The 21,097-nt window shown below is 71.1% G+C and carries 26 protein-coding genes and 1 tRNA gene; 22 read left to right on the forward strand and 5 right to left on the reverse strand.

Going from position 1 to position 21,097, the window contains the following annotated elements:
- Positions 1-108 precede the first annotated feature (108 nt).
- The 3 genes from Ae717Ps2_RS00065 to Ae717Ps2_RS00075 are packed head-to-tail and all read right to left on the reverse strand — an operon-like array spanning position 109 to position 2,485.
- Positions 109-1,035 carry a phosphotransferase gene (locus Ae717Ps2_RS00065; RefSeq protein WP_083702227.1) on the reverse strand — a complete coding sequence of 309 codons (927 nt, stop codon included), beginning with the start codon at positions 1,033-1,035 and terminating at the stop codon, positions 109-111.
- Positions 927-1,619 carry an HAD family hydrolase gene (locus tag Ae717Ps2_RS00070; protein WP_083702228.1) on the reverse strand — a complete coding sequence of 231 codons (693 nt, stop codon included), beginning with the start codon at positions 1,617-1,619 and terminating at the stop codon, positions 927-929. Before Ae717Ps2_RS00070 ends, Ae717Ps2_RS00065 begins: the two co-directional genes overlap by 109 nt.
- On the reverse strand, positions 1,616-2,485 hold the full coding sequence (locus Ae717Ps2_RS00075; protein WP_075332857.1) for a winged helix-turn-helix domain-containing protein: 870 nt from the start codon (positions 2,483-2,485) through the stop codon (positions 1,616-1,618). Before Ae717Ps2_RS00075 ends, Ae717Ps2_RS00070 begins: the two co-directional genes overlap by 4 nt.
- A gap of 128 nt (positions 2,486-2,613) precedes the next feature.
- Here Ae717Ps2_RS00075 and Ae717Ps2_RS00080 point away from each other — a divergent pair, with 128 nt between their 5' ends.
- From Ae717Ps2_RS00080 to xerC (Ae717Ps2_RS00190), 22 genes are all read left to right on the forward strand, one after another.
- Positions 2,614-3,015, forward strand: a complete 402-nt coding sequence (locus tag Ae717Ps2_RS00080; RefSeq protein ID WP_075332858.1) for a hypothetical protein — start codon at positions 2,614-2,616, stop codon at positions 3,013-3,015.
- A gap of 320 nt (positions 3,016-3,335) precedes the next feature.
- Positions 3,336-3,524, forward strand: coding sequence for a hypothetical protein (locus Ae717Ps2_RS00085; RefSeq protein ID WP_075332859.1), 189 nt, complete (start codon positions 3,336-3,338; stop codon positions 3,522-3,524).
- Between the two features lie 3 nt (positions 3,525-3,527).
- Positions 3,528-3,866, forward strand: coding sequence for a hypothetical protein (locus tag Ae717Ps2_RS00090; protein WP_075332860.1), 339 nt, complete (start codon positions 3,528-3,530; stop codon positions 3,864-3,866).
- Positions 3,854-4,054, forward strand: coding sequence for a hypothetical protein (locus Ae717Ps2_RS00095; RefSeq protein ID WP_233147389.1), 201 nt, complete (start codon positions 3,854-3,856; stop codon positions 4,052-4,054). Before Ae717Ps2_RS00090 ends, Ae717Ps2_RS00095 begins: the two co-directional genes overlap by 13 nt.
- A 241-nt stretch (positions 4,055-4,295) precedes the next feature.
- Entirely contained in the window at positions 4,296-5,603 is a 1,308-nt protein-coding gene (locus tag Ae717Ps2_RS00100) for an FtsK/SpoIIIE domain-containing protein (protein ID WP_233147390.1), read from the forward strand.
- Positions 5,603-5,818, forward strand: a complete 216-nt coding sequence (locus tag Ae717Ps2_RS00105; RefSeq protein ID WP_075332862.1) for a hypothetical protein — start codon at positions 5,603-5,605, stop codon at positions 5,816-5,818. The genes Ae717Ps2_RS00100 and Ae717Ps2_RS00105 overlap by 1 nt, the downstream gene beginning before the upstream one ends.
- Positions 5,815-6,480: a hypothetical protein gene (locus Ae717Ps2_RS00110; RefSeq protein ID WP_233147391.1), complete on the forward strand. Its 666-nt coding sequence runs from the start codon at positions 5,815-5,817 to the stop codon at positions 6,478-6,480. The genes Ae717Ps2_RS00105 and Ae717Ps2_RS00110 overlap by 4 nt, the downstream gene beginning before the upstream one ends.
- A 115-nt stretch (positions 6,481-6,595) precedes the next feature.
- Positions 6,596-7,927: a replication initiator gene (locus Ae717Ps2_RS00115; RefSeq protein WP_075332864.1), complete on the forward strand. Its 1,332-nt coding sequence runs from the start codon at positions 6,596-6,598 to the stop codon at positions 7,925-7,927.
- Positions 7,924-8,142 (forward strand): helix-turn-helix domain-containing protein, encoded by a 219-nt coding sequence (locus tag Ae717Ps2_RS00120; RefSeq protein WP_233147392.1) that lies wholly within the window; start codon positions 7,924-7,926, stop codon positions 8,140-8,142. The genes Ae717Ps2_RS00115 and Ae717Ps2_RS00120 overlap by 4 nt, the downstream gene beginning before the upstream one ends.
- A complete protein-coding gene (xerC, locus tag Ae717Ps2_RS00125; RefSeq protein ID WP_075332865.1) occupies positions 8,126-9,289 on the forward strand; it encodes a tyrosine recombinase XerC in 1,164 nt (387 codons plus the stop codon). Before Ae717Ps2_RS00120 ends, xerC (Ae717Ps2_RS00125) begins: the two co-directional genes overlap by 17 nt.
- Positions 9,290-9,756: 467 nt before the next feature.
- A complete protein-coding gene (locus Ae717Ps2_RS00130; protein ID WP_075307005.1) occupies positions 9,757-10,518 on the forward strand; it encodes a GntR family transcriptional regulator in 762 nt (253 codons plus the stop codon).
- Between the two features lie 144 nt (positions 10,519-10,662).
- The gene (locus Ae717Ps2_RS00135; RefSeq protein ID WP_075307007.1) at positions 10,663-10,881 is read left to right on the forward strand and encodes a hypothetical protein; all 219 of its coding nucleotides are present in this window, start codon (positions 10,663-10,665) and stop codon (positions 10,879-10,881) included.
- Positions 10,881-11,228, forward strand: coding sequence for a hypothetical protein (locus tag Ae717Ps2_RS00140; protein WP_143510272.1), 348 nt, complete (start codon positions 10,881-10,883; stop codon positions 11,226-11,228). Before Ae717Ps2_RS00135 ends, Ae717Ps2_RS00140 begins: the two co-directional genes overlap by 1 nt.
- Positions 11,225-11,503, forward strand: coding sequence for a hypothetical protein (locus Ae717Ps2_RS00145; protein WP_139318755.1), 279 nt, complete (start codon positions 11,225-11,227; stop codon positions 11,501-11,503). Before Ae717Ps2_RS00140 ends, Ae717Ps2_RS00145 begins: the two co-directional genes overlap by 4 nt.
- Before the next feature lie 342 nt (positions 11,504-11,845).
- Entirely contained in the window at positions 11,846-13,075 is a 1,230-nt protein-coding gene (locus Ae717Ps2_RS00150; RefSeq protein ID WP_075332867.1) for a hypothetical protein, read from the forward strand.
- A 27-nt stretch (positions 13,076-13,102) separates the two neighbouring features.
- Complete coding sequence (locus Ae717Ps2_RS00155) at positions 13,103-15,442, forward strand: FtsK/SpoIIIE domain-containing protein (RefSeq protein ID WP_083702230.1); 2,340 nt, start codon at positions 13,103-13,105, stop codon at positions 15,440-15,442.
- A 205-nt stretch (positions 15,443-15,647) separates the two neighbouring features.
- Positions 15,648-16,061, forward strand: a complete 414-nt coding sequence (locus Ae717Ps2_RS00165) for an RRQRL motif-containing zinc-binding protein (protein WP_198932111.1) — start codon at positions 15,648-15,650, stop codon at positions 16,059-16,061.
- Complete coding sequence (locus Ae717Ps2_RS35845) at positions 16,058-16,261, forward strand: hypothetical protein (RefSeq protein WP_075332868.1); 204 nt, start codon at positions 16,058-16,060, stop codon at positions 16,259-16,261. The genes Ae717Ps2_RS00165 and Ae717Ps2_RS35845 overlap by 4 nt, the downstream gene beginning before the upstream one ends.
- Positions 16,258-17,178, forward strand: coding sequence for a bifunctional DNA primase/polymerase (locus Ae717Ps2_RS37175; protein ID WP_158071436.1), 921 nt, complete (start codon positions 16,258-16,260; stop codon positions 17,176-17,178). Before Ae717Ps2_RS35845 ends, Ae717Ps2_RS37175 begins: the two co-directional genes overlap by 4 nt.
- Entirely contained in the window at positions 17,175-18,545 is a 1,371-nt protein-coding gene (locus Ae717Ps2_RS00180) for a DUF3631 domain-containing protein (RefSeq protein WP_075307021.1), read from the forward strand. Before Ae717Ps2_RS37175 ends, Ae717Ps2_RS00180 begins: the two co-directional genes overlap by 4 nt.
- Before the next feature lie 3 nt (positions 18,546-18,548).
- The gene (locus tag Ae717Ps2_RS00185) at positions 18,549-18,779 is read left to right on the forward strand and encodes a helix-turn-helix domain-containing protein (protein ID WP_075307023.1); all 231 of its coding nucleotides are present in this window, start codon (positions 18,549-18,551) and stop codon (positions 18,777-18,779) included.
- Positions 18,780-18,906: 127 nt separating this feature from the next.
- Complete coding sequence (xerC, locus tag Ae717Ps2_RS00190) at positions 18,907-19,941, forward strand: tyrosine recombinase XerC (protein WP_233147393.1); 1,035 nt, start codon at positions 18,907-18,909, stop codon at positions 19,939-19,941.
- Between the two features lie 89 nt (positions 19,942-20,030).
- Here the strand turns inward: xerC (Ae717Ps2_RS00190) and Ae717Ps2_RS00195 are convergent.
- Both Ae717Ps2_RS00195 and Ae717Ps2_RS00200 read right to left on the reverse strand, forming a co-directional pair.
- Positions 20,031-20,102 (reverse strand) — tRNA-Val (locus tag Ae717Ps2_RS00195).
- Positions 20,103-20,141: 39 nt separating this feature from the next.
- Positions 20,142-21,092 (reverse strand): metallophosphoesterase, encoded by a 951-nt coding sequence (locus Ae717Ps2_RS00200; protein ID WP_020627794.1) that lies wholly within the window; start codon positions 21,090-21,092, stop codon positions 20,142-20,144.
- Positions 21,093-21,097: the final 5 nt, after the last annotated feature.

The following is a 21,097-nucleotide window of genomic DNA, read 5'->3' on the forward strand; positions in this document are numbered from 1 at the left end:
CAAGCATCAGGTGAGACCCGACAGAGCGCTGATGCCTGTGTCGTGTCCCGGCTGATGCTTGACGTTCCGGTCTCACCTGATGCTTGACGTTCGGGCCTGCTGGCGTAGTTAGACGGTGGCGGCGTCGGCGACGGTGACCCAGGCGTCCGCTCGGTCGGGGTCGGTGCCGCTGGAGAGGGCGATGCTGCGGGCCAGGGCTCGGGCGGTGTCGAGGTGGTCGTCGCTGAGCTTGAGCGCGAGGACAGCGATGTCGTAGGTGGCTTCGCCGTTCCTCCCTCGGGGGTCGATGAACCACAGTCGTCCGCGCCCGTGGAGGACGTTGGGCGGCGAGAGGTCGGCGTGGCACAGCCCAGTCGGTACGTCGGCGGCAAGCTCGTCGAGAACCACGCTGGCGGCCTCGCGGACCGTGGCGGGTTCAGGGCCGCGGTGTGGTGGCTGGTCGTCGGCCGGTGGGTCGGTGAGCCGCGCTCGGAGCCAGGGCACGATGCTCGGCACCGAGGGCACGCCGTCCTCGTCGGCAAGTGTGTACAGCATCGCGGCTGTATCCGCGAGGTCCCGCGGCCTCGCTTCCTGCTCGGCGAGCGATGCGCCGGGCTCGACCGCGTCCATGGCGGTCCACGTGCTCGTGGGCGTGTTCCGCAGGAGACGGACCGCTGGCGCCAGACCAGCCCGTGAGAACTGGTCCAGTACTGCGGCCTGGTGGACGGCATCGGGGTCTGGGCTCGATCGCAGGATCAATCGAGTGCCGGTGCTGGTCGTGGCTTCGACGACGTGGGCCGACCTGGCAGAGAACGTCCGGCCGGTCAGGGTGACCGAGAGAGCTGCGCAGACCTCGGCCAGCTCGACGGGAAGCGCCTGGATCCAGGCGGGTGCGCGGTCAGGCCATCGCGCGTGCGCGGCGCGGGCGACGTCGGGTTGGAGCGGTGTCACGGGCGTAGTGCGGTGGCGAGGGTGTGCATGTCGTCGACGACGACCATGGCGTCCGCGTCGGCCAGGCCCTCGGCGCGTTCGGGCTGCTTGGCGTAGCCGATGCACGGCACCCCGGCTGCAGTCCCGGCGAGGACGTCGGTGATCGAGTCTCCGACGAACACCGCGTCGCTCGGTGCCGCTCGGCTGATGTCCAGGGCTGCGTGCAGTAGGTGGGGGTGGGGCTTCATCTGCTCGGGGTGCCCGAAGGGGCGGCCGATGATCTGCGCGACGTGTTCGGTGAGGTCGTGGCGGGCCAGGTAGGTGCGGATGGCTCGTTCAGAGTTGTTGCTGACGGCCAGGACGGTGTGTCCGGTGGCCACGGCGGTGCGGATGAGCTCGTGAGCTCCGGGGGTCGGTTCGGCGATGGTCGCGGCGCGGGTCTCGTGCTCGATGACGTGGGCCTCGACGTCGCGGCCGGACTCGGGCGAGTGCCGGTAGGCGGCTCGGAGCAGGACCAGCGGGTCATCGGTGCGGACCTCGGTGAGATCGATGCCGTGCACGGTGGCGAACTGGCGGACAGCGGCGGCGACCTCGGGTGCGGGGTGGCCGGCGAACAGGTGCGCGACGGGCCCGTCGAAGTCCAGGAGCAGGACCCGGGCGCCGCGGAGCAAGTCGGCGAGCTGGGTGCGGGTTCCGGCCAGGAGGATCACTGCGGGTAGTCCCGGGTGATGGTGGTCCACACGGAGTCGAACCAGGTGCGGGCCTGGGTGACGTACTGGGGGCCATTGCTGGTGTCGGCGTCGTCGCCGGTGGAGAAGTGGAACAGGGTGGCGTCCTTGCCCATCGGGTCGAAGATCGGCACGGGGGCCTTGTCGATGGTGACGGTGTGTTCGAGGACGGGGTAGAAGCCGAAGAACGCTTCCTCGTCGTTGATCAGGTAGAGCTTGAACAGCGGGGACGCGCTGTGCGCCCGGACCTCCGCGGTCGCGGACTTGACCAACCCGAGGTCGGCAAGCTCCCCGACGCCGTCGGTGATGCTGTCCACGGCACGACGGGTGATCCGGTCGGCGCGCTTGCGGACGGCGGGGTCGTCGGCGGCGGTGTCGGCACGGCACGGGAGCGCGAGGGGGACGCCGGGGTCGGACAGCATGATCCGCACGGCGATCGACTCCGGGCTCAGGCGTCCGGCGCGGACCTTGTCCAGGACCTCGGACAGGGTGTTGGCCAGGGTCTCCCCGGAGAACCCGGCGAAGTCGATGCGCACGTGCGGGCGCTCGAACGCGGCTTCGATGTGCGGGCGCAGCCCCACCGGTAGCTCGGTCTGGGCGCGGACGAACACCCCGCTCCCCTGGCGGCTGATGAGCAGCCGCTCGGCGTAGAGGGGGCGCAGGGCTGCCTTGACTGTCTCGCGGGCGACGCCGTAGCGCTCGGCCAGGTCAGGTTGCGACGGCAGCTTCTCTCCGGCCTTGAGCTTGCCGAGCTTGATCGCGGCGCGGATCTGGTTGGAGATCTGCTGCGACGGGGTGCGCGGATCCTCCGGGTCCAGGTGCGCGAGGAACTCGGCTGGCGTGCTCATGACCCCACGGTATCGGTCGGCTGGCTAGCCCGGCTAGCCAGCTTCCTTATTGGCGCTTGACATGGCTAGCCAAGCCGGTCACGCTGAGATGGCTAGCCAAGCTGGTCAGGCGAACGAAGGAGAGAGCGATGAGGGATCTTCCGGTGGTGCTCGACGGCTACAAGCTCACGGTGGTGGAGCCGCCTGCGCCCAAGACCCGTCAGGACGCGAACGGTGCGGAGGTGCCGGTGACGGATCGGGATGGGGTGACGCAGTTCGTGGTGTCGCTGTTCGCGAAGTTGCAGGTGGCGGCGGGGCAGCGGGCTCCGAAGGGTGAGGAGATCAAGGTGACGCTGACGACGGATCCGGGTGAGGGGTTCGGGGAGGACGCGCGGGTGCAGTTGATCGATCCGAAGATCAACCCGTACTCGATCGAGTCCGCGGATGGTCGGACGGTGTCGGGGATCGCGTTCAAGGCGATGGGGCTCAAGCATGCCCACCCGGCTCCTGCGCCGATGCGGCGGGGCAAGGACGACGAGAACCAGTCCTGACCGACCTCTGCGTGTCGGTGTCGCCCGGGTGATGTGCGGGCTGGCCGCGTGATGTAGCGGCCCATCTGTTCGCCGGAATGGTGTTCCGGCAATTCCCAGTAATTCCGAGACGGGGACACCTGTGTCCTCGATCAGGGGTGATCTGCGGTGGTGTGTAGCGAATGCAGCGGTAGCGGGGCGTGCGATGTGTGCGACGGCTACGGCGACTCGATAACAGGTGTCGAGTGTGGGGCGTGTGGTGGTTCCGGAGTTTGCCCGGACTGCTTCGGAGACGGCGAGACCACGAGCCGAGTGGCCGTGGTCGGGATGGAGATGACGGCATGAACACCAACACGAGTGTCCGTCCGCGGGTGACGACTGGTGTCGGTCGGCTGGTGCGGCGGTTGGAGATCGAGCGGCGCCGCTGGGCCCGCACCGAGCACCCCGTCGTCGCGACGGAGCAGGCGTGGCGGGCGGGTGTCGCCGAGGGCCTGCGCCTGGCCCAGCTCGCGATCCGCAAGGGGGTCTGAGCGGTGGCGATCAACCTCGGAGCCCGGGACCGGGTCAAGACGTTGCCGAAGGTCAACCGGCGCGCGCTGCGCAAATACGGGGAGTTCTGGCGGGCATTGCAGCTCGTCGGGGACGCCCTTGCAGAGGCGGACAAGGTCGCCGCGAAGGCCACCGACACCAAGTCCAAGCGGTCCGGCAAAGGGTTGTCGGCCAAGGCCGGTGCTCAGGGAGAGCACTGGTCGACCGCGTCACCGGAGGAGATCCGGGCCTCGGCCAAGACCGCACACGCCTCCCTACGGGTCATGGCCGCCTCAGCCAAGAAGTGGGAGGCCGAGTTGGTCTCCCGCGAATGGAGGAAGTGATGTCGAAAGCTGTCGACCGCACCGTCGAAGAACTCGACGCTGCGATGCGCGAACTCAAGCGCAGCCTGCACGGGATTCCGTATCGGACGGGCGGGTTCAAGAACACCCACGACAACCTCGCCCGCGACGTCGCCCACCTCACCGTGCACCTCGATTCGGCGCGTGGGGCCTTGCGCGAACAGAAGTAACCCATCTCTGGGTGGTGGGGTCGCCCGCTGCACTGATTCTTGGCGGAAACACACAGCGGGCGCCCCTGCTACCCGACACAAACTCTCGTGAGGACTGGTAGCAGTGAACAAGCGTAGTAGCTCTGCGACACGTATGAACGGCCCGTCTCGGACCCATGTGGGTCGGGCGTCTCGGCCTCCGGGTCGGGAGTTCCAGGCGCTGGCCTGGACGGCTCGGCATCCTGGGTTCGTCGCCGTCCCTTTGATCGTCCTGGGGCTGGCGCTGATGCTCGGCCCGGTCATCACGGTGGTCTTCCTGACCGTCTTGGTCGTCTCTGTGGCGGTCTGGGGCCGTGCCCACCCGGCCACCTTCGACCGCTTCGCCGCCCCCGCTCTACGGGCCACCTGGCGGCGGTGGACGGTCTACCGCGGCCGTCGCTGGGCGCAGCTCATGTCCGACTGCGGACTCACGAAGGAGCACCGCCACACGGGCGACCTGCTCGTCCCCCGGGTGCTGCGGGTGCGGTCGTCGTCGCGATCGATCGACACCGTCTACGTCCGCATGGTCCGTGGCCAGGACGTCGCCTACTGGCAAGAGCGCTCCTCGATCCTCTGGGAAGCGCTCATCGCCCACCGGGTCGCGATCACCCGCCACCGGCCCGGCGTGGTCGCGATCGTGATCGAGTGGGAGTTGCCCTTCACCCGCACGATCCCGGCCCCGGACATCCCCGAGACCACCGAGGACGTGGACCTGGGCGCGGTGGAGATCGGGGACAACGAGCGCGGCGAACCCTTCACCGCCCCCGTCATCGGCGGACACCGCCTGGTCGCCGGCGCCTCCGGAGCGGGCAAGGGCTCCGTGCTCTGGTCGACCCTGCGCGGGGTCGGGCCGTGCATCCGCGACGGCATCGTCCGGGTCTGGATGGTCGACCTCAAGGGCGGCGTGGAGACCGAACAGGGCGCACCGCTGTTCCACCGCTACGCCACCACCATGCCCCAGGCCCTCGAACTGCTCACGGAGTTTCGGGATGCGATGCGGGACCGGCAGGACGACATGCGCGACCAGAACATCCGCGCCTGCACCCCCAGCGTCGGGACGCCGGTGGAGCTGCTGGTGATCGATGAGATGGCGATGCTCACCGCCTACGGCGACCGCACCTCCGTCCGTGACGCCCTCCGTTTGCTGGCGGAGGTGATGACGCAGGGGCGGGCGTCGCTGTTCGCGGTCCACGGCTACCTGCAGGAGCCGTCCAAGGACGTCGTGGACGTCCGCGAGCTGTTCACCCAGCGGATCTGCCTCGGCGTCACCGCCGCCTCCCACGTCGACATGGTCCTCGGCGAAGGGGCCCGGGAGCGGGGTGCGCTGGCCGATGAGATCCCCGGCGACGCCCGCCACGCCGGGATCGGCTTCGTCATCGACAAAGGCTCCCGCCTGCCGATCCGGTTCCGGGCCGCGTTCGTCTCCGACGACGACATCGCCGAGCTGGTCCAGCGCTGCACCCCGCCGCCGGACGCGGACGTGATCGACCTCCACGACGACAGCGACAACACAGGGCGGGGGGCCGCCTGATGGGCACCACCACCGCATGGGTCCTGCGCACCTGGGCCAAGTTCACCCTGCTCTTCGCCCTCATCGTGGCCGGGACCTGGCTCTACCTCGGGTCCGCCTCGGGCTGGTTCTGGGTCGTGACCGCTGGCGCGGTCGTGGCGGAGTGGTACATCATCCGCCAGCTCGCCCGGGAATGGTCCTGGGAGGCCCGCGCCACCTGGTGGTGGTCGGCATGACCACCAAGACGAGCACCGTGCAGGGCGCGCTGTTCGGGGACCCGGTCATCGTCGAGACCACCGACCACGGGCCCGCCGCGACGCAGGACCCCCGGGAGGTCGCCCGTGTGGTCGGGCTGGCCCAGGATCCGGGGCTGTTCGTGGTCGAGCGCTCGGGTCGGGTGCTGCGCGCCGATGCTGCCCGCCCCGGCTGCGCCGACGCACTGGCCCGGCATGACGGTGACACCGTCGCCCAGCTCCTCGACACCGGACACCTGCGCCTCGGCGGCACCCACCACATCCACCACGCGGGCTCCGAGGGCCCGGCCCGCTCGGTCCTGGTTCCGAAGGCGACCCGGGACATGGTGTCGCGCTGGGACCACCTCCGCCCCATCCCGGAACCCACCCGGGCACCGGAACCGCAGAAGGCGCCGCAGCGCTCCACCGGGTTGATCGGCGTCGACGTGGTCGAGCCGGGTAAGGCCCTGGTCTGCCTGGGCACGACCGGGCAGGGCGGAACGGTGCTGCGCGACGGCGGCCGCTACCGGGTCGAGAACGACCACGGCGCACTCGTCGGCCACGCGTCCAGCTACCGGGCCGCAGCCCGGCTCCTGGCCCGCTACCACGGCTTCACTCCGGGGCCGGTCGAGATCGAGCACGAGCACCGCCTCTACCGCCGGTGATCCGGCCCGGTCCCGCCGCGTGAGTCCAGCTCCCGGCGGGGCCGGCGCCACCCCAACCCACTCACTCGTCCCTCGGAGGGATGCCGTGATCACGGCTGCCACAACCACGCCCGACATGCACGAGCACGACCTGTCCCACCTGCTGCGCTCGGAGAACTTTCAGACCTGGCGACGCGAGGTCACAGCGATCGGCGGCTGCGCCGCACCGATCCACCTCACCGGCTCCTCGCGGATCTACGACCGCGCCACCGGCACCGTGTTGGCCGAGCGGGAAGGCGAGATCCTCGCCCCCTGCGGCAACCGGCGAGCGAGCGTGTGCCCGGCTTGCTCGGATCGCTACGCCTCCGACGCCTACCACCTGCTCCGCTCCGGAATGGCGGGCGGCAAGGGCGTGCCGGACACCGCGGCAGTCCACCCGCGGCTGTTCGTCACGCTGACCGCGCCCTCGTTCGGGCCGGTCCACACCCGCCGGGTCACCGCCCGCGGGCTCGTCGTCCCCTGCCGCTGCGGGACCAAGCACCACCGCGACGACCCCCGCGTCGGATGCGCCCTCGATCCTGAGTCGCACGACTACGTGGGCGCGGTGCTGTGGCAGGCGCACTCCGGGGTCCTGTGGAACCGGTTCGCCATCCGCCTCCGTCGCCTGCTCGCGCAGGTGCTCGGGGTCCGGGTCCGTGACTTCCGGGATCACGCCCGGCTGTCGTACGCCAAGGTCGCGGAGTACCAGCGCCGTGGGCTGGTCCACTTCCACGCTGTCGTGCGCCTCGACGGCCCGGAGGGGCCCTGGACCGCGCCACCGGCAGGGCTCACCGCCGACGCGCTGCACGCGGCGATCCGGGATGCCGCGCACGACGTGTCACTGACAGTGGACCGGCCCGACGGCACCCCGCAGGTGCTCGCGTGGGGCACCCAGGTCGACACCCGTCCGATCACGAGTACGACCGCGGTGGCGCTGGAGAACGACGACGGCGAGATCACCGACTCAGCGCTGGCCGCCTACGTCGCCAAGTACGCCACCAAGGGCACCGGCAAGTCCGAGGCCACCGACCGCCCTATCCGCGACATCGCCCACCTCGACCACCTCGACATCACCCCCCACCACCGGCGGCTCATCGAGACCGCGTGGGAGCTCGGCGGGCGCGAGGAGTACGAGGGGCTGAACCTGCGCCGGTGGGCGCACATGCTCGGGTTCCGCGGCCACTTCCTCACCAAGTCCCGCGCGTACTCCACGACCTTCGGGGCGATCCGTGGGGATCGGCGCACCTACCGCCTCGGGGAGACCTTGGCCGCTCTCGACACCCCGACCGAGCCCGGAGCGGTGCTGGTGGTCAACGACTGGCAGGTCGTGCACATCGGGCACCGGAACGACGCGGAACGAGAGATCGCGATCGGCATCGCCGAACGACGACGCGAGCAGCGGCGGACCGGCTCCGGGAGGACACCGTGAAGCTCGACGAGATCCCGCCGTGGCGCCTGTTCCGGGTGTCCGAGGCGATGGAGCTGCTCTCGATGAGCCGGTCGGTGATCTACGAACAGCTCCGCTCCGGGCGGCTGCGCTCGGTCCATCAGGGCCGCGCACGCCTGATCCCCGCCTCGGCGATCGCCGCGTACGTCCAACTGCTGACCGACGAGACAGGGAACCGCTATGAGCGCACGGCGTAGCCGCGGGGACGGAAGCCTGCACTGGCACGAGGCCCGGCAACGTTGGATCGCCTCGGTGACCATCGGCTACACCCCCGAGGGCAAGCGGATCGTGCGCTCGGGCAGCGGGAAGACCAAGACCGCCGCCAAGGCCAAGCTGCGCGAGATCGTCCGCGCCGTCGAGGACGGGCACGCCGTCGCCGAACACGGCTACACCGTCGAACATGCGGTCCGCGACTGGCTGACCTACGGCCTCACCGGCCGCGCCGAGAGCACGACCACCAAGTACGCCATCCTCGCCGACCAGCACGTCATCCCTGCGCTCGGCGCCCGCAAGCTGCGGGAGCTGTCTGCGGAGGACGTCGACCGCTGGCTCGCCGGCAAGTCTCGCGACCTGAGCACCCGTACTCTGCAGGACATCCGCTCGATCCTGCTCCGCTCGGTCAAGCGCGCCCAGGCCCGGGACAAGGTGCAGCGCAACGTCGTCCTGCTGTGCAGCACCCCGAGCGGTCGGACCGGACGCCCGTCCAAGGCTCTGACCTTCGCCCAGGCCCGCGCCCTGCTCTCCCGCGAGGTCACCACCACCTACGGCGCCTACGTCGTCCTCGGCCTGCTCACCGGAGCCCGCACCGAGGAGCTGCGCGCGCTCGTCTGGGGCGACGTCGACCTGATCGGCGATCCCGACGCCGACCCGCCGGTGCCGCCGCACATGAAGGTGTGGCGCTCGGTCCGCCGCGACGGCGACACCAAGACCCGCAAGTCCCGGCGGACGATCGCCCTGCCGAGCCGCTGCATCGAGGTCCTGCGCGCCCAACGCGCCCGCGTCGACCGCCACCGCACCCGGGCCGCCGTCCGCTGGCAGGAGCATGACCTCGTGTTCTCCTCCGAGACCGGCACCGGCCTCGACGCGGCCAACGTCCGCCGCGGGTTTCGCCGGGTCCTCACCGCCGCCGGACTCGAGGCCGCCGAGTGGACACCTCGGGAGCTGCGGCACAGCTTCGTGTCCCTGCTCTCCGACAGCGGCATGACCGTCGACCAGATCGCCCGGCTCGTCGGCCACGCGGGCGGCAGTTCGGTCACCGAACTCGTCTACCGCAAGCAGATCCGACCCGTGATCGACGACGGCGCCACCGCCATGAACGACCTGTTCCCCGAGGCACAACGGTAGTCAGGCAGTTGGACAAGCAGTCGTCTCCGCACACGACGAAGGCCCTGGTCAGACGTTCGCTGTAAAGCGTCTGACCAGGGCCTTCGCGTTGTCGGGGTGACAGGATTTGAACCTGCGACCTCTTCGTCCCGAAGCAATTTCCGTGAACGTCTCATGTCGGGATCGCCCTGGTGGATCCTCGTGGCGCGGTCCTAGGGCGTCCCGACGTGTCCCCGTCAGTCCGTGGCCGTTGATACTCAATTAGCTACTCAGAAGCGCGAGCTTGCCTTGCGATGACCGACGGCACTTCGTGCAGCCCCCGGACGGCGCTACACCCGCAGGGAAGGCAGCGGCGGCGGGCCCGTCGAGACACTGTCTACCCCTCCCTCGGCGGCTTGACAGGTGGGGGCGCCGCCGCGATGATGGCCCGCTGCTCGTACACTTGACCGCATAAGCGCACGAGCGAGGCAACGAGGAGAGTGTGAACTGTGGCAATCGATCAGCGCAGTGACCGGCCGGTGTTCGCACAGGTCGCCGACGTGCTCCGGCAGCGTATCCGCTCTGGCGAGCTTGGCCCCGGAGCCAAGCTGCCGAGCGAGGCCGAACTGATGTCCGAGCTGGGCGTGACCCGGCAGACGATCCGTCGAGGTCTGGCCGTCCTGCAACAGGAGGGCCTGACGGAGCCGATTCACGGCAAGGGCACCTTCGTCAGGCAGGCGCTGCCCGTACTGGCCATGCGAAACAACCGGTTCAGCCGAGCCGCCCGAGCGCAGGGCAAGGGCGCTCTTGCGGCAGAGGCTGAGGCTCTCGGGCTGGAGTGGACCTCCGAGGAGCTTGGTCCGGTCGAGACTGTCGACGTCTCGGCCGACGTTGCAGAGCTGATCGGTGAGCCCACCGCAGTCGTCAAGCGTCGTCGCATGTGGGTCGGTGGGTCCCCGACCCAACTGGCGGACTCCTACATCCCGTCCAGCCTTGACGCCGAGATCGGGTTCTCGGCGGGCGAAACGGCCCCGGGTGGCATCTACGGCTTGCTGGAGGCGAAGGGGCACGCCATCGCCGAGTTCCAAGAGGAACTGTTCGCCCGGCAGGCGTCGCCGGAGGAGGCAGTGGCGCTGCACCTGGCGTCGGGCGCTCCCGTCGTGTCGCTCGTCCGGCAGGCGCTCGACAAGGACGGCCGCGTCCTGGAGTACTTCGATTCCGTAGCAGTTGGGGACCGACACCGGTACGTGTACCGGTTCGCCGCCGAGTAGGGCACGACCCGCCAGTCTCTCCACACGGGGCCAGCTCGCCAGGTGCGAGCTGGCCCCTTTCGCATCTTGGTACTTGTACACACGAGTGCTCGTGTGCTTGAGTGTATGAGTCAGTGAGGGTCGGCACGGCGGCAGGAGATTCAGATGCGGGACCGCTCGAATCAGTTCGCGGATTGCGTTGCAGTGCTGGAGGAGGAGCAGGTGGTGGCGCTCCACGCCTACTGGGATCAGGTGCTCGATGAGGCATGGGGTGTGTCGGCTCCGGTCGTCGCGGATGGCGGCGAGCGGGCGACCGGCGTCGTTCTTGCCCTCGGGTCGCGGACGTCGGTCCGGTCGGACGTCGTGAGTGGTGAGGCGGCGTGATGCGGGTCGTGGATGCGCACCGTCGTCGGGTGCTGGACCAGGTCCGGGGCGAGTTCTGGCGCCGGTCCGGCGCCGGGGTGGCGCTGGTGGTGCTGACCGGGGTGTTCGTTGTCCTCGCGCTGGGCGCGGCTGGCCCCCTCGACGGCGTGGCCGGTGCGCTGGTGTGGGTCGCGGGCGGTGCGGCCGGGGCCGAGGCGCTGAGCAGCGCGGTCGTGGGGTGGCGGGAGTGGCGTCGTCTGCGTTCCAACGACGGCTATCTGTCGGCGGTGGTGGAGGTTGTGGCGGCGCAGGATCGGGCGGAGCTGGTCCTGCTCGGCGCCGAGGAGCCCCCGGCGGGTGTGCGGTGAGCGCCCGGTTGGCGGCTGGTGTGGAGCGCGCGGCGGCGAAGGCGGCCCAGGAGCGTCCGGTGCGGCTGGTCCGGCCCGGGTGGTGGGTCTACTCCTACGGGCCCGCGGGCGGTGCCTGGGCGGAGGTCCTCGGGATCGAGTGGCGCCCGCAGGGGCGGGTGAGGGTGAAGCTGCGTCACCTCGACGGCGGCGCCGGTGTGGTGGAGACCGAGCGGTCGGCGCCGATGTCGTACCTGACCGGGGCCACGGCCCGGCGGGTCGGAATCTGCCGGTGACGCCGGTGAAGTGGGTCCTGCGCTTCACGCGCTGACCCCGGGTGCAGGCCGGTCGAGGCCGGACGGGCGCACCCCTTTGATCCACATAGGACAGATGAAGTAGGCGCAGGAGAGGAGCGGGGCGATGGGTTGGTTGTCGAGTACGGCCAAGGGCGGGGCCCGGGTGGGGCGGGCTGCGGTGGCGCGGGAGGTCGCGGCGTCGCAGCACGCGAAGCATCACCGGCGGGGCCGTCACACGGAGGAGGCGTCGGGGCCGGTGCATTGCCGGTCCTGCGGGGTCCGGGTGCGGTCGGGCATGGGTGATGTGTGCTCGCGGCCGCGGTGCATGAAGGCGGCCGTGCGATGAGTACGGGTACGTGGGCGGAGCGTCGTCGTGAGGACCGGGCGGCGGCGGCGGAGCTGGCGCGTCGTGACGCCGACGCTGCTGCGGAGCGGGCTTTGCATGTGGAGGCGGTGCGGGCGGAGATCGCCGAGCGCCGCCGTACCGAGCGGGCCGCCCGGGATGAGGCCGCGCGGGCGGCGCGGGTCGAGCAGACCCGCCGGGCCCGGGCGGAGCGGCGGAAGCGTGCTGCGGCCCGGCGGGCGGCGGTCGGGGTGTGGGCGGCTCGGCATCGGGTGGACCTGCTGATCTATCCGCTGGCGGTGGCGTCGGCGGTGATGGCGGTCCCGGCGATGGCCGCCTACGGCGTCGCCGTCTACGGGTCCTGGACCGGCGCGGTGCTGCCGGTCCTGAGTGAGCTGGGGATGTGGGCGTTCGCCCTGGCGGTGCAGTCCCGGCGCCGGACCCACCCGGGCGCTCCGCTGTGGGCTCTCCAGGCCGGGGTGTGGGCGTTCGCCGCCGTGGCCGCGGGGCTGAACGTCGCCCACGGCCTCGACGCCGGGGCGAGTACCGGGCTGGTGATGGGTGTGGTGTCGGTGGCCGGGGTGATCGCGCACCAGTTGGTGACCGCCGGGGCCCGCCCGGCCCGCAGGGCGCGCACCGTGCGGGCGGCGGAGCGGAAGCTGCGCGCGGCTCGTCGGGCGGCGCTGCGGGCCGCGGTCGCCGAGATCGACACCGACGGCGACGCCCGCCTGGTCCACGCCCCTGGGGTCTACCGGGTGCGCCGTGACCGGCTCGGCCGTGCCCACCTGGCCCCGCACACCACCCCCGGGCTGCCCGTCGACGACGACGGCGGGGACCTGGCCGCGGAGGTGTCGGCGTGGCTGGCCGAGCAGACCCCGCCCCTGTCGAGCATCCCGGTCCCGTCCGCTGACGACCCCGCGGGCGGGACCGGGGACCAGCACGACCCGGCCGATATCGGCACCGAGGACGACCGCCCGGACGGGCACGGTGTCGCGACCCTCGACCGGCCCGCTGGGGGCCGCGACGGCGAGCACGGCCGCCGCCGACCGCGGCGTAAGGCGACCCGCCCGCGGGCCCGCTCGATGGCCGAGCTCCGCGCCGAGCTGGCCGCTGCGGTGGCGGCCGGGGAGGTCGATCCGTCCTCGGCGGAGTCGATCCGCACGGGCCTGCGCTGCGCACCGGCCAGGGCGCGGGCGCTGCGTGATGAGCACCGAACCAACCAGTCCTGACCAGCGATGATCGAGGGGAATCGACCCGTGACCAGCAACCCGCACGACACCGACCACACAGGACACGACACCGAGACGATCGGCGGTCCGGCCGCGCGGCCGGCCACCGCTCCGGGGGAGCACGGGCGCCGCCCGCCGCCACGCCCGCACCGCACCCCACCCGCCGACATCCCGACCACCGACGGCCCGGTCGAGGAGGCCGAGCCGCTGGTCGTGGACGGCGAGATCGTCGACGACCAGGCGGCCGACCACCGGCCCGCCGAGACCGTGAAGGCGCGCCCCGGGACCGCTCTGGTGCGGGTCGCTCGACAGGCCCCGGTCCGCGCCTACAGCGTGTCCCGCGCCGTCGTGGCCCACCCGACCACCAAGGCGGTGGCCAAGGGCGGGGTGCGCAACCTCTGGTACCCGCTGCTCGGCGCCGGGGTGGCCTACGGCTACTGGCGCGACGCTCACGGCGCTTCCCGCTACGAGCGCCAGATGCGCCGCGCGGAGGTCGCGGGCGATCAGGAAGGGCTGTTGGAGTGGGAGGCCCGCGACGTCGCGGAGAAGCAGCGCCGCCATGACCGGGTCATGGACTGGATCCGCCACCCCCTGGACTTGTTCAAGGCCATCGGGGCGGGGCTGCTCGGGTTCCTCGGGCTACTGCTCCTTCTCGGGGTGGTGCTCGCGTTCGGGCACCGCGACATCACCCAGGTCATCGCCCCGCTGATGGCGGTGGTCGACCTGGTCATGTGGGTGTCGTGGTTCCTCGCCGTCTACGGCGCGACCCTGCTGCTCGCCGCCACCGCCGCCGCGGTCGCGTTCCTGTGGCACCTGGGGCGGTCGCGCTGCGAGCTGCCCGCGTGGGTCGCTCCCGGCGAGCCGGAGGAGTCCCGCCGCGACGTGATCCCCGACGAGCGGGCGATCGTGAACGCGCTGCGGAACATGAACATCCCCGCGCTGAACCGCAAGTTCCGGGAGGGCTGGGCCCCGCGGTGGGTGATGCCGCCGACCCATGACGGGAAGGGCTGGCACTGCCAACTGTTGCTGCCCGAGGGCGTCACCGTGGAGATGATCAACAACAGCAAGCCGGTCCTGGCGCACAACCTGCTGCGGCTGCCGGTCGAGGTGTGGCCCACCGAGCCCCGCGACAACCCCGGTGTGATGGACCTGTGGACCGCTGATCAGGGCTCGTTGACCAAGCCGGTGGCGCCGTGGCCGCTGCTGCGGGACGGGACGGCGGACTACTTCAAGGGTGTCCCGGTCGGGGTCGACCCCCGCGGGAAGCTCGTCCTGGGTCGGTTGTTCGCGGCGAACTGGGGCGTGGCCGGGATGATGGGGTCGGGCAAGTCCACCCTGATCATCACCGCGCTGCTCGGCGCGATCCTCGACCCCCTCGTGGAGGTCGACGTCTACTGCATGGCCGTCAACGCCGACTACGACCCGCTCAAGCCCCGCCTGCGCACCCTGTTCGTCTCCGACGACCCGGAGCAGATCCCCACGGTCCTGGACGCGCTCAAGGCCCTGATGTCGGAGCTGTCCGAGCGCGGCCGCAAGTTGCAGGCCGCGGGCGAGCCGAAGCTCACCCGGGCGCTGGCCGAGGCCGACCCCACCATGCGGCCGCGCGTGGTGGTGATCGACGAGTGCCAGGAACTGTTCGTCTCCGCGGTGGGTGAGGAGGCGGCGGAGCTGGTGGAGAAGATCGTGGCCAAGGCCCGTAAGTACGGGGTCACGCTGATCTTCGCCACCCCCGTCCCGTCGGCCGATTCGCTGCCGCGGAAGGTGGCGAAGGTGCTGTCGAACCGGGCGTGCTTCGCCATCGGTGACCACCAGGGCAACGACGCGATCCTGGGCACCGGCAAGCACCGCGCCGGAATCTCGGCGACCACGCTGCGCCCGATGACCGTGGACTCCGACGGGTCGGTGGACATGGGTGACCTGGGTACGGCGATGACCAGTGGGTTCACCCCGGCCGATGGGCTGATGCGCTGCTTCTACGTCGCCCGCGGCAACGGCGTCGACGACGTCACCCCCGTCGTCGAACGAGCCCTGGGCATCCGCGCTGAGGCCGGACTCACCACCACCGGAGCGCGGACCCCGGAACCGGTCGCGGGGCGGGACCTGCTCGACGACCTCGCCCGCGTCCTCGCCGAGGCGGGGGCGAAGCGGATGCGCACCCAGGAAGCGCTCGCGTTGCTGGCCGGACTGGACCGGAGGCACTACGGGTCCTGGACCTTCGAGCGCCTGGCCGAGGAGCTGCCCGACGGAGCCAAGCCCTACAAGACCGGCGGCACCATGCAGGTCTCCACCGCGCGGGTCGCCGAGGCCATCGCCGACCGCCTCACCGCGACAGAGAGTGACGACGACGGGACCGGCGAGGGCGGCTGATCACAGGGAGTCGCTCAGGGAGGCAGGGAGTTCTCCCTCCCCGCCTCCCTGAGCCCGCCTCCCTGCCCTGATCAGCAACAACACCCCTCCAGGGAGGCCAGGGACCCACCCCGCCCCCACCAGCAACAACCACCGAAAACCGGGATCGAGCCGCACCCTCGCGCCTCCCTCCCTGTCCTTCGTCATGCCAAAAACAGGAGCAGCAATGTCGACACAGAGTGAGCACGGAGTGATGACCGACCGGTGGGGCTGGCAGCCCACCGCCCGCATGCACGACGGACTACCGACGTGGCGGTGGCGCTGCGCCCCGGCCGGGCTGGTCACCCGACGCCAGATGCGCGCCGCCGGACGAGCACCCGCAGGTGCCGCACCGGTCGGGCGGATCGAGTGCCGCCGCGGACGCCGATGGGCGCTGCTCTGGGACCCGGCCGAGCTGGGCCCCAAGCGGGTCCCGACACCCGCGCAGCGGGCCGCGCTGGGCCGGGCGTTGGCCGCCCGGCGGCGCTGCCCGTCCTGCGATCGCGACGCCGGGTACTGCATCCCCCGCTCGCTGGGCTGCTGCCTCGACTGCCACGACACCACCCACCCGACCCGCCACCACCAGGGAGACCCGCGATGAGGTTCCGCGCGCGCAAGACGTTCCGACTCGGCCCGCTGCGGGCCACGGTCAACCAGGACGGCCGCTGGTCGTTCGCCATCACGGTCGGCCCGGTCACCCACAACCTGACCCGCCGCACGACCTCGATCGACACGCCGGGCCCCGGCGGGTTCCACCACCAGCACCGCCGCCGCACCCGCCGCGACGGGGGGCAGCGGTGAACGCCGCGGACCGGGCACGGCTGGCGGGGTGGCTCGACCTCGCCGCCCGCGGCTGGGCGCTGTTCCCGGTCCTACCGAGCCGTAAGCAACCCGCCATCGCGGCGTGGGAGTCCCGCGCCACCACCAACCCGGAGATCATCGTGGACTACTTCACCACCCACCCCCACCACAACGCCGGGATCGCCTGCGGCCCCTCGGGCCTCTACGTGATCGACTGCGACACCCCCAAACCCGACCACGCCGACCAGACCCGCGACGGCTGGGACGTCCTCACCGCCCTGGCCGCCGGACGCGGCGGACTACCCGACACCTGGACCGTCACCACCCCATCCGGCGGGCGGCACCTGTACTTCCGCGCGCCGACGGCCCGGCTCGGCAACACCGCCCGCACGTTGGGACCGATGCTCGACAGCCGCGGGCACGGCGGGCAGGTACTCGCCCCCGGCAGCCGCCTCCCGAACGGCGTCTACGAACTCGCCGACGACACCGACCCACCACCCCTGCCGGGGTGGATGGTCTGGCACCTGTCCGTTCGCTCGGCTACGGCCCTCTCAGGGCCGTCTGAGCGGCCCACCACGGCGCCCACCACGGCACCGCGCGACCACGGGGCCTACGTGTCCGCGGTCGTGAGGGCGGAGTTGCGGCGGGTCGAGAAGGCCGAGAGCGGGGGGCACAACGCCGCGGTGTTCACCGCCGCCCGCGCCCTCGGCCAGCTCGTCGGCGCGGGCGCCCTCGACGAGCACCAGGCCGCCGCGGACCTGACCGCTGCGGCCGGCCACATCATCGCCGGGTCGTGCGACTGCACCACCGCCGACATCGCCGCCACCATCCGGTCCGGACTGGCCTACGGCGCCCGACGGCCCCGCCGACTCCCCACCCTGTCGAGCACCACCACCGAAGGGCGGCGGACGGCATGAGCAACACCGCGCCTCAGAGCCTGCGTGCGGTCCCGGACCTGCCCGCCGTCGCACCGGCTGTTCTGCTGGACCAGGTCGTCGCGTTCGTGTCCCGGTTCTCGGTCTTCCCCGACCGGCACACCGCGCCGATGCTGGCGCTCTGGTACGCCCACACCCACGCGATCGAGCACTTCTACACCACCCCGCGCCTCGTCCTGGATTCCGTCGAACCCGGGTCCGGGAAGACGCGTGTGCTGGAGGTGGCGCAGTTCCTCGTCCGCAAGCCGGAGATGACCATCTCGGCCACCACCGCCGCTGTCTTCCGGATGCTCTGCGACGGGCCGATCTCGCTGCTGTTCGACGAGATCGACGCCGTGTTCTCGGCCAAGAACGGCGGGAACAACGAGGACCTGCGAGGCCTGCTGAACTCCGGCTACAAGCGTTCCGCGACCGTGGCGCGCTGTGTCGGGGACGCCTCCCGGATGAAAGTCGAGCGGTTCCCGACGTTCGCCCCGGTCGCGCTCGCCGGGATCGCCGGTGCCGTACCAGTCACCATCACCTCCCGCGCCGTCACCGTCCACATGCGGCGCCGGGCTCCACACGAGCAGGTCGAGGCGTTCCGGGAGCGGCGGGTGGAGGCCGAAGCTCAGCCATTGCGTGAGCAGCTCGCGGCGTGGATGGACAGGGTCGCGGAGGAGCACCTGGCGGGGGCCGATCCGGTCATGCCCGAGCAAGTCACCGACCGCAACGCCGAGATCTGGGAACCGCTGCTCGCGATCGCCGACCTCGCCGGAGACCACTGGCCCGACACCGCACGCGCCGCCGCGGTGCACTTCGTCGGCCAGGCGACCGAGACCGGCACGTCGGTCGGGACGAGGCTGCTCGCTGATCTGCGGGCACTGTTCGTCGCCCACGAGACCGACCGGATGGCAACCAGCGACATCATCGGACGGCTCTGCACCGACGACGAATCCGGCTGGGCCGACCTGGACGGGCGCCCCCTCGACGGCCGCCGCCTCGCCAGAGAACTCAGCCGGTACGGGGTACGCCCCGGCTCGATCCGCGTCGGCGGACACGTCACCAAGGGCTACACCCTCGCCGGAGCGCTGACCGATGCGTTCACCCGCTACCTCCCCGCCCTCACCGAGGACCACCCTCCAGGAGCGGTTACATCGGTTACATCGGTTACGCCGCAGGTCAGAGGCGTAACCGATACCGCAGGTGTAACCGCTACATCGGTTACACCCACTGCCGAGCCCCCGCCCCCACCGCTGCCCGACGGCACAGCTGTAACCGATGTAGCGGTTACACCCCAATCGTCGGTTACGCCCCTGACCAGGCATGTAACCGCTGTAACCGATGTAACCGACTCTGACGGGGGTGCCTGAGCCATGCCCGAATTCACTGCCGAGACGCTGCCCGTCCGTCAGCTCTACCGCGTGTCCGAGGTGATGCTGCTGCTCTCACTCAGTCGCTCAGTGATCTACGAGCTGATCCGGTCCGGGCGGCTCGGCTCGGTTACCGAGGGCCGGACCCGCCTCATCCCGGCGACTGCGATCAGCCGCTACATCGATCTACTCACCGCCGAGGCGAAGGACGCCGACTATGGCCAGTCGGCGTAGTCGCGGGGACGGCGGACTCAGCTGGAGCGAGTCTCGCCAACGATGGATCGGGGCGGTGACGGTTGGATACACCCCCGCGGGGAAGCGGATCATGAGGCGCGCGAGCGGGCGCACGAAGACGGAGGCGATGAAGAAGCTCAAGCAGCTTCTTCGCGACTACGAAGACGGCATCGTCGTCAAGGACGCCGGGTTCACCGTGGCGCAGGCTGTGGAGGACTGGCTGACGTACGGGCTCAACGGTCGGGACCAGAGCACAGTCACGACGCGTCGGATTCTGGCCGAGCAGCATGTCGTTCCCGCGCTTGGTGCCCGCAAGCTGCGGGACCTGTCGGCCGAGGACGTCGACCGCTGGCTAGCGAGCAAGGCCCGCGAGCTGAGCACCCGCACTCTGCAGGACATCCGCTCGATCTTGCTGCGCTCGGTGAAACGCGCACAGGCCAGGGACCGAGTCCGGCGGAACGTCGTGCTGCTCTGCAGCACGCCCAAGGGCAGGAGCGGGAGGCCGTCGAAGGCACTCACCCTCGCCCAGGCACGGGCGCTGCTGGAACGCGAGGTTGCGAACACCTACGGCGCCTACACGGTGCTGGCCCTGCTGACCGGCGCGCGGACCGAGGAGCTTCGGGCCGTCGTCTGGACCGACGTTGAGTTGACCGGTGAGCCCGACGCTGACCCGCCGGTTCCCCCGCATATGAAGGTCTGGCGCTCGGTCCGAGTCGATGGCGACACGAAGACCCGGAAGTCACGCCGGACGATCGCCCTGCCGAGTCGCTGCGTCGACGTTCTCCGCGAGCAGCGCCGTCGCCAGGCCCGGCACCGGAATCAGGCCGGGGCCCGGTGGGAGGAGAACGGGCTGGTGTTCGCCTCGGAGACTGGCACCGAGCTGGACGCCGCCAACGTCCGACGAGGATTCCGCCGGGTGCTCGGCGCGCCAGAGTTGAAGGAGATCGGGCTGAACGCCGCCGAGTGGACACCGCGGGAGCTGCGCCACAGCTTCGTGTCCCTGCTCTCCGACAGCGGCATGACGGTCGACCAGATCGCCAGTCTGGTCGGACACGCGGGCGGTAGCGGGGTCACCGAGCGCGTGTACCGGAAGCAGATCCGGCCCGTCATCGACACCGGAGCCACCGCCATGAACAAGATCTTCCCGGACTCGGCCACGTAGGTACTCAGTTAGTTACTCGGGTCCCCGCGCAACAACGAAACCCCTGGTCACATCCGGCTCACTGAGCCTGTGACCAGGGGTTTTGACTGTGGGCGATACTGGGATCGAACCAGTGACCTCTTCGGTGTGAACGAAGCGCGCTACCAAGCTGCGCCACACCCCGATGGACACTCGGGTCTCCCCGTGAGCCGTGGAGAACTCTACCCGATGCCCTCCGTGGCCTGCGCGGGGGTTCCCGTCCGCGCATCGGGGCCGGTCGTCCGCGGTACGAGGGTCAGCAGCGAGGCCTCCGGCGGGCACGCGAAGCGCACCGGCGCGTACGGCGAGGTGCCCAGCCCGGCCGACACGTGCAGCCGCATCCGGCTGCCCCAGCGGCTCGCCCCGCGGGCACGGCCCCGGTCGATCCCGCAGTTGGTGACGAGTGCGCCGTAGCCGGGCAGCCGCAGCTGGCCGCCGTGGGTGTGGCCGGCGAGGACGAGGTCGTAGCCGTCGGCGGCGAAGCCGTCGAGCACCCGCGGCTCGGGGGAGTGGGTCAGCCCGATGCGCAGGTCGGCGTCGGCGTCGTGGCCGGCGATGCGCGGGTAGCGGTCCAGGTTCAGGTGCGGGTCGTCGACGCCCGCGATCCGGACCGACCGGCCGTCGACCTCGAGCAGGTGCCGGGCGTGGGTGGCGTCGACCCAGCCGTGCTCGCGGAACGCGGCGCGCAGGTCGGTCCAGGGCAGGTCCGCCCCGTGCACCCGCCTGGTGTCCCCGCGACGCAGGTAGCGGGCCGGGTTCTTCCGGGTGGGGCCGTAGTAGTCGTTGCTGCCGAACACGAACGCGCCCGGCCGCTCCAACAGCCTCCCCAGTGCGGTCAGCACGCCCGGGACGGCGTCGGGGTGCGCCAGGTTGTCCCCGGTGTCGATCACCAGGTGCGGGTCGAGCTCGTCGAGCGCGGCGATCCACCGCATCTTGCTGCGCTGGCCCGGCATGAGGTGGAAGTCCGACAGGTGCAGGATCCGCAGCGGCCGCGCACCCTCGTCGAGGACGGGCAGCTCGACCCGGCGCAGCGTCCAGTGCCGTCGCTCGATCCCCGCCGCGTACCCGATTCCCGAGGCCCCGAGCAGGGCGGCTCCGGCGGCGGTGCGTGCGAGGGTCCCAGCGATACTCACGCGAT

It is taken from the genome of Pseudonocardia sp. Ae717_Ps2, from assembly GCF_001932475.1.
Lineage (GTDB): Bacteria > Actinomycetota > Actinomycetes > Mycobacteriales > Pseudonocardiaceae > Pseudonocardia.

Coding starts and splice junctions, on each gene's coding strand:
- Ae717Ps2_RS00075 (WP_075332857.1), bottom strand. CDS start 2,485: ATGAGCACGCCAGCCGAGTTCCTCGCGCACCTGGACCCGGAGGATCCG.
- Ae717Ps2_RS00080 (WP_075332858.1), top strand. CDS start 2,614: ATGAGGGATCTTCCGGTGGTGCTCGACGGCTACAAGCTCACGGTGGTG.
- Ae717Ps2_RS00085 (WP_075332859.1), top strand. CDS start 3,336: ATGAACACCAACACGAGTGTCCGTCCGCGGGTGACGACTGGTGTCGGT.
- Ae717Ps2_RS00095 (WP_233147389.1), top strand. CDS start 3,854: ATGGAGGAAGTGATGTCGAAAGCTGTCGACCGCACCGTCGAAGAACTC.
- Ae717Ps2_RS00105 (WP_075332862.1), top strand. CDS start 5,603: ATGGGCACCACCACCGCATGGGTCCTGCGCACCTGGGCCAAGTTCACC.
- Ae717Ps2_RS00110 (WP_233147391.1), top strand. CDS start 5,815: ATGACCACCAAGACGAGCACCGTGCAGGGCGCGCTGTTCGGGGACCCG.
- Ae717Ps2_RS00115 (WP_075332864.1), top strand. CDS start 6,596: ATGCACGAGCACGACCTGTCCCACCTGCTGCGCTCGGAGAACTTTCAG.
- xerC (WP_075332865.1), top strand. CDS start 8,126: ATGAGCGCACGGCGTAGCCGCGGGGACGGAAGCCTGCACTGGCACGAG.
- Ae717Ps2_RS00135 (WP_075307007.1), top strand. CDS start 10,663: ATGCGGGACCGCTCGAATCAGTTCGCGGATTGCGTTGCAGTGCTGGAG.
- Ae717Ps2_RS00140 (WP_143510272.1), top strand. CDS start 10,881: ATGCGGGTCGTGGATGCGCACCGTCGTCGGGTGCTGGACCAGGTCCGG.
- Ae717Ps2_RS00150 (WP_075332867.1), top strand. CDS start 11,846: ATGAGTACGGGTACGTGGGCGGAGCGTCGTCGTGAGGACCGGGCGGCG.
- Ae717Ps2_RS00165 (WP_198932111.1), top strand. CDS start 15,648: ATGTCGACACAGAGTGAGCACGGAGTGATGACCGACCGGTGGGGCTGG.
- Ae717Ps2_RS35845 (WP_075332868.1), top strand. CDS start 16,058: ATGAGGTTCCGCGCGCGCAAGACGTTCCGACTCGGCCCGCTGCGGGCC.
- Ae717Ps2_RS00180 (WP_075307021.1), top strand. CDS start 17,175: ATGAGCAACACCGCGCCTCAGAGCCTGCGTGCGGTCCCGGACCTGCCC.
- Ae717Ps2_RS00185 (WP_075307023.1), top strand. CDS start 18,549: ATGCCCGAATTCACTGCCGAGACGCTGCCCGTCCGTCAGCTCTACCGC.
- xerC (WP_233147393.1), top strand. CDS start 18,907: ATGAAGAAGCTCAAGCAGCTTCTTCGCGACTACGAAGACGGCATCGTC.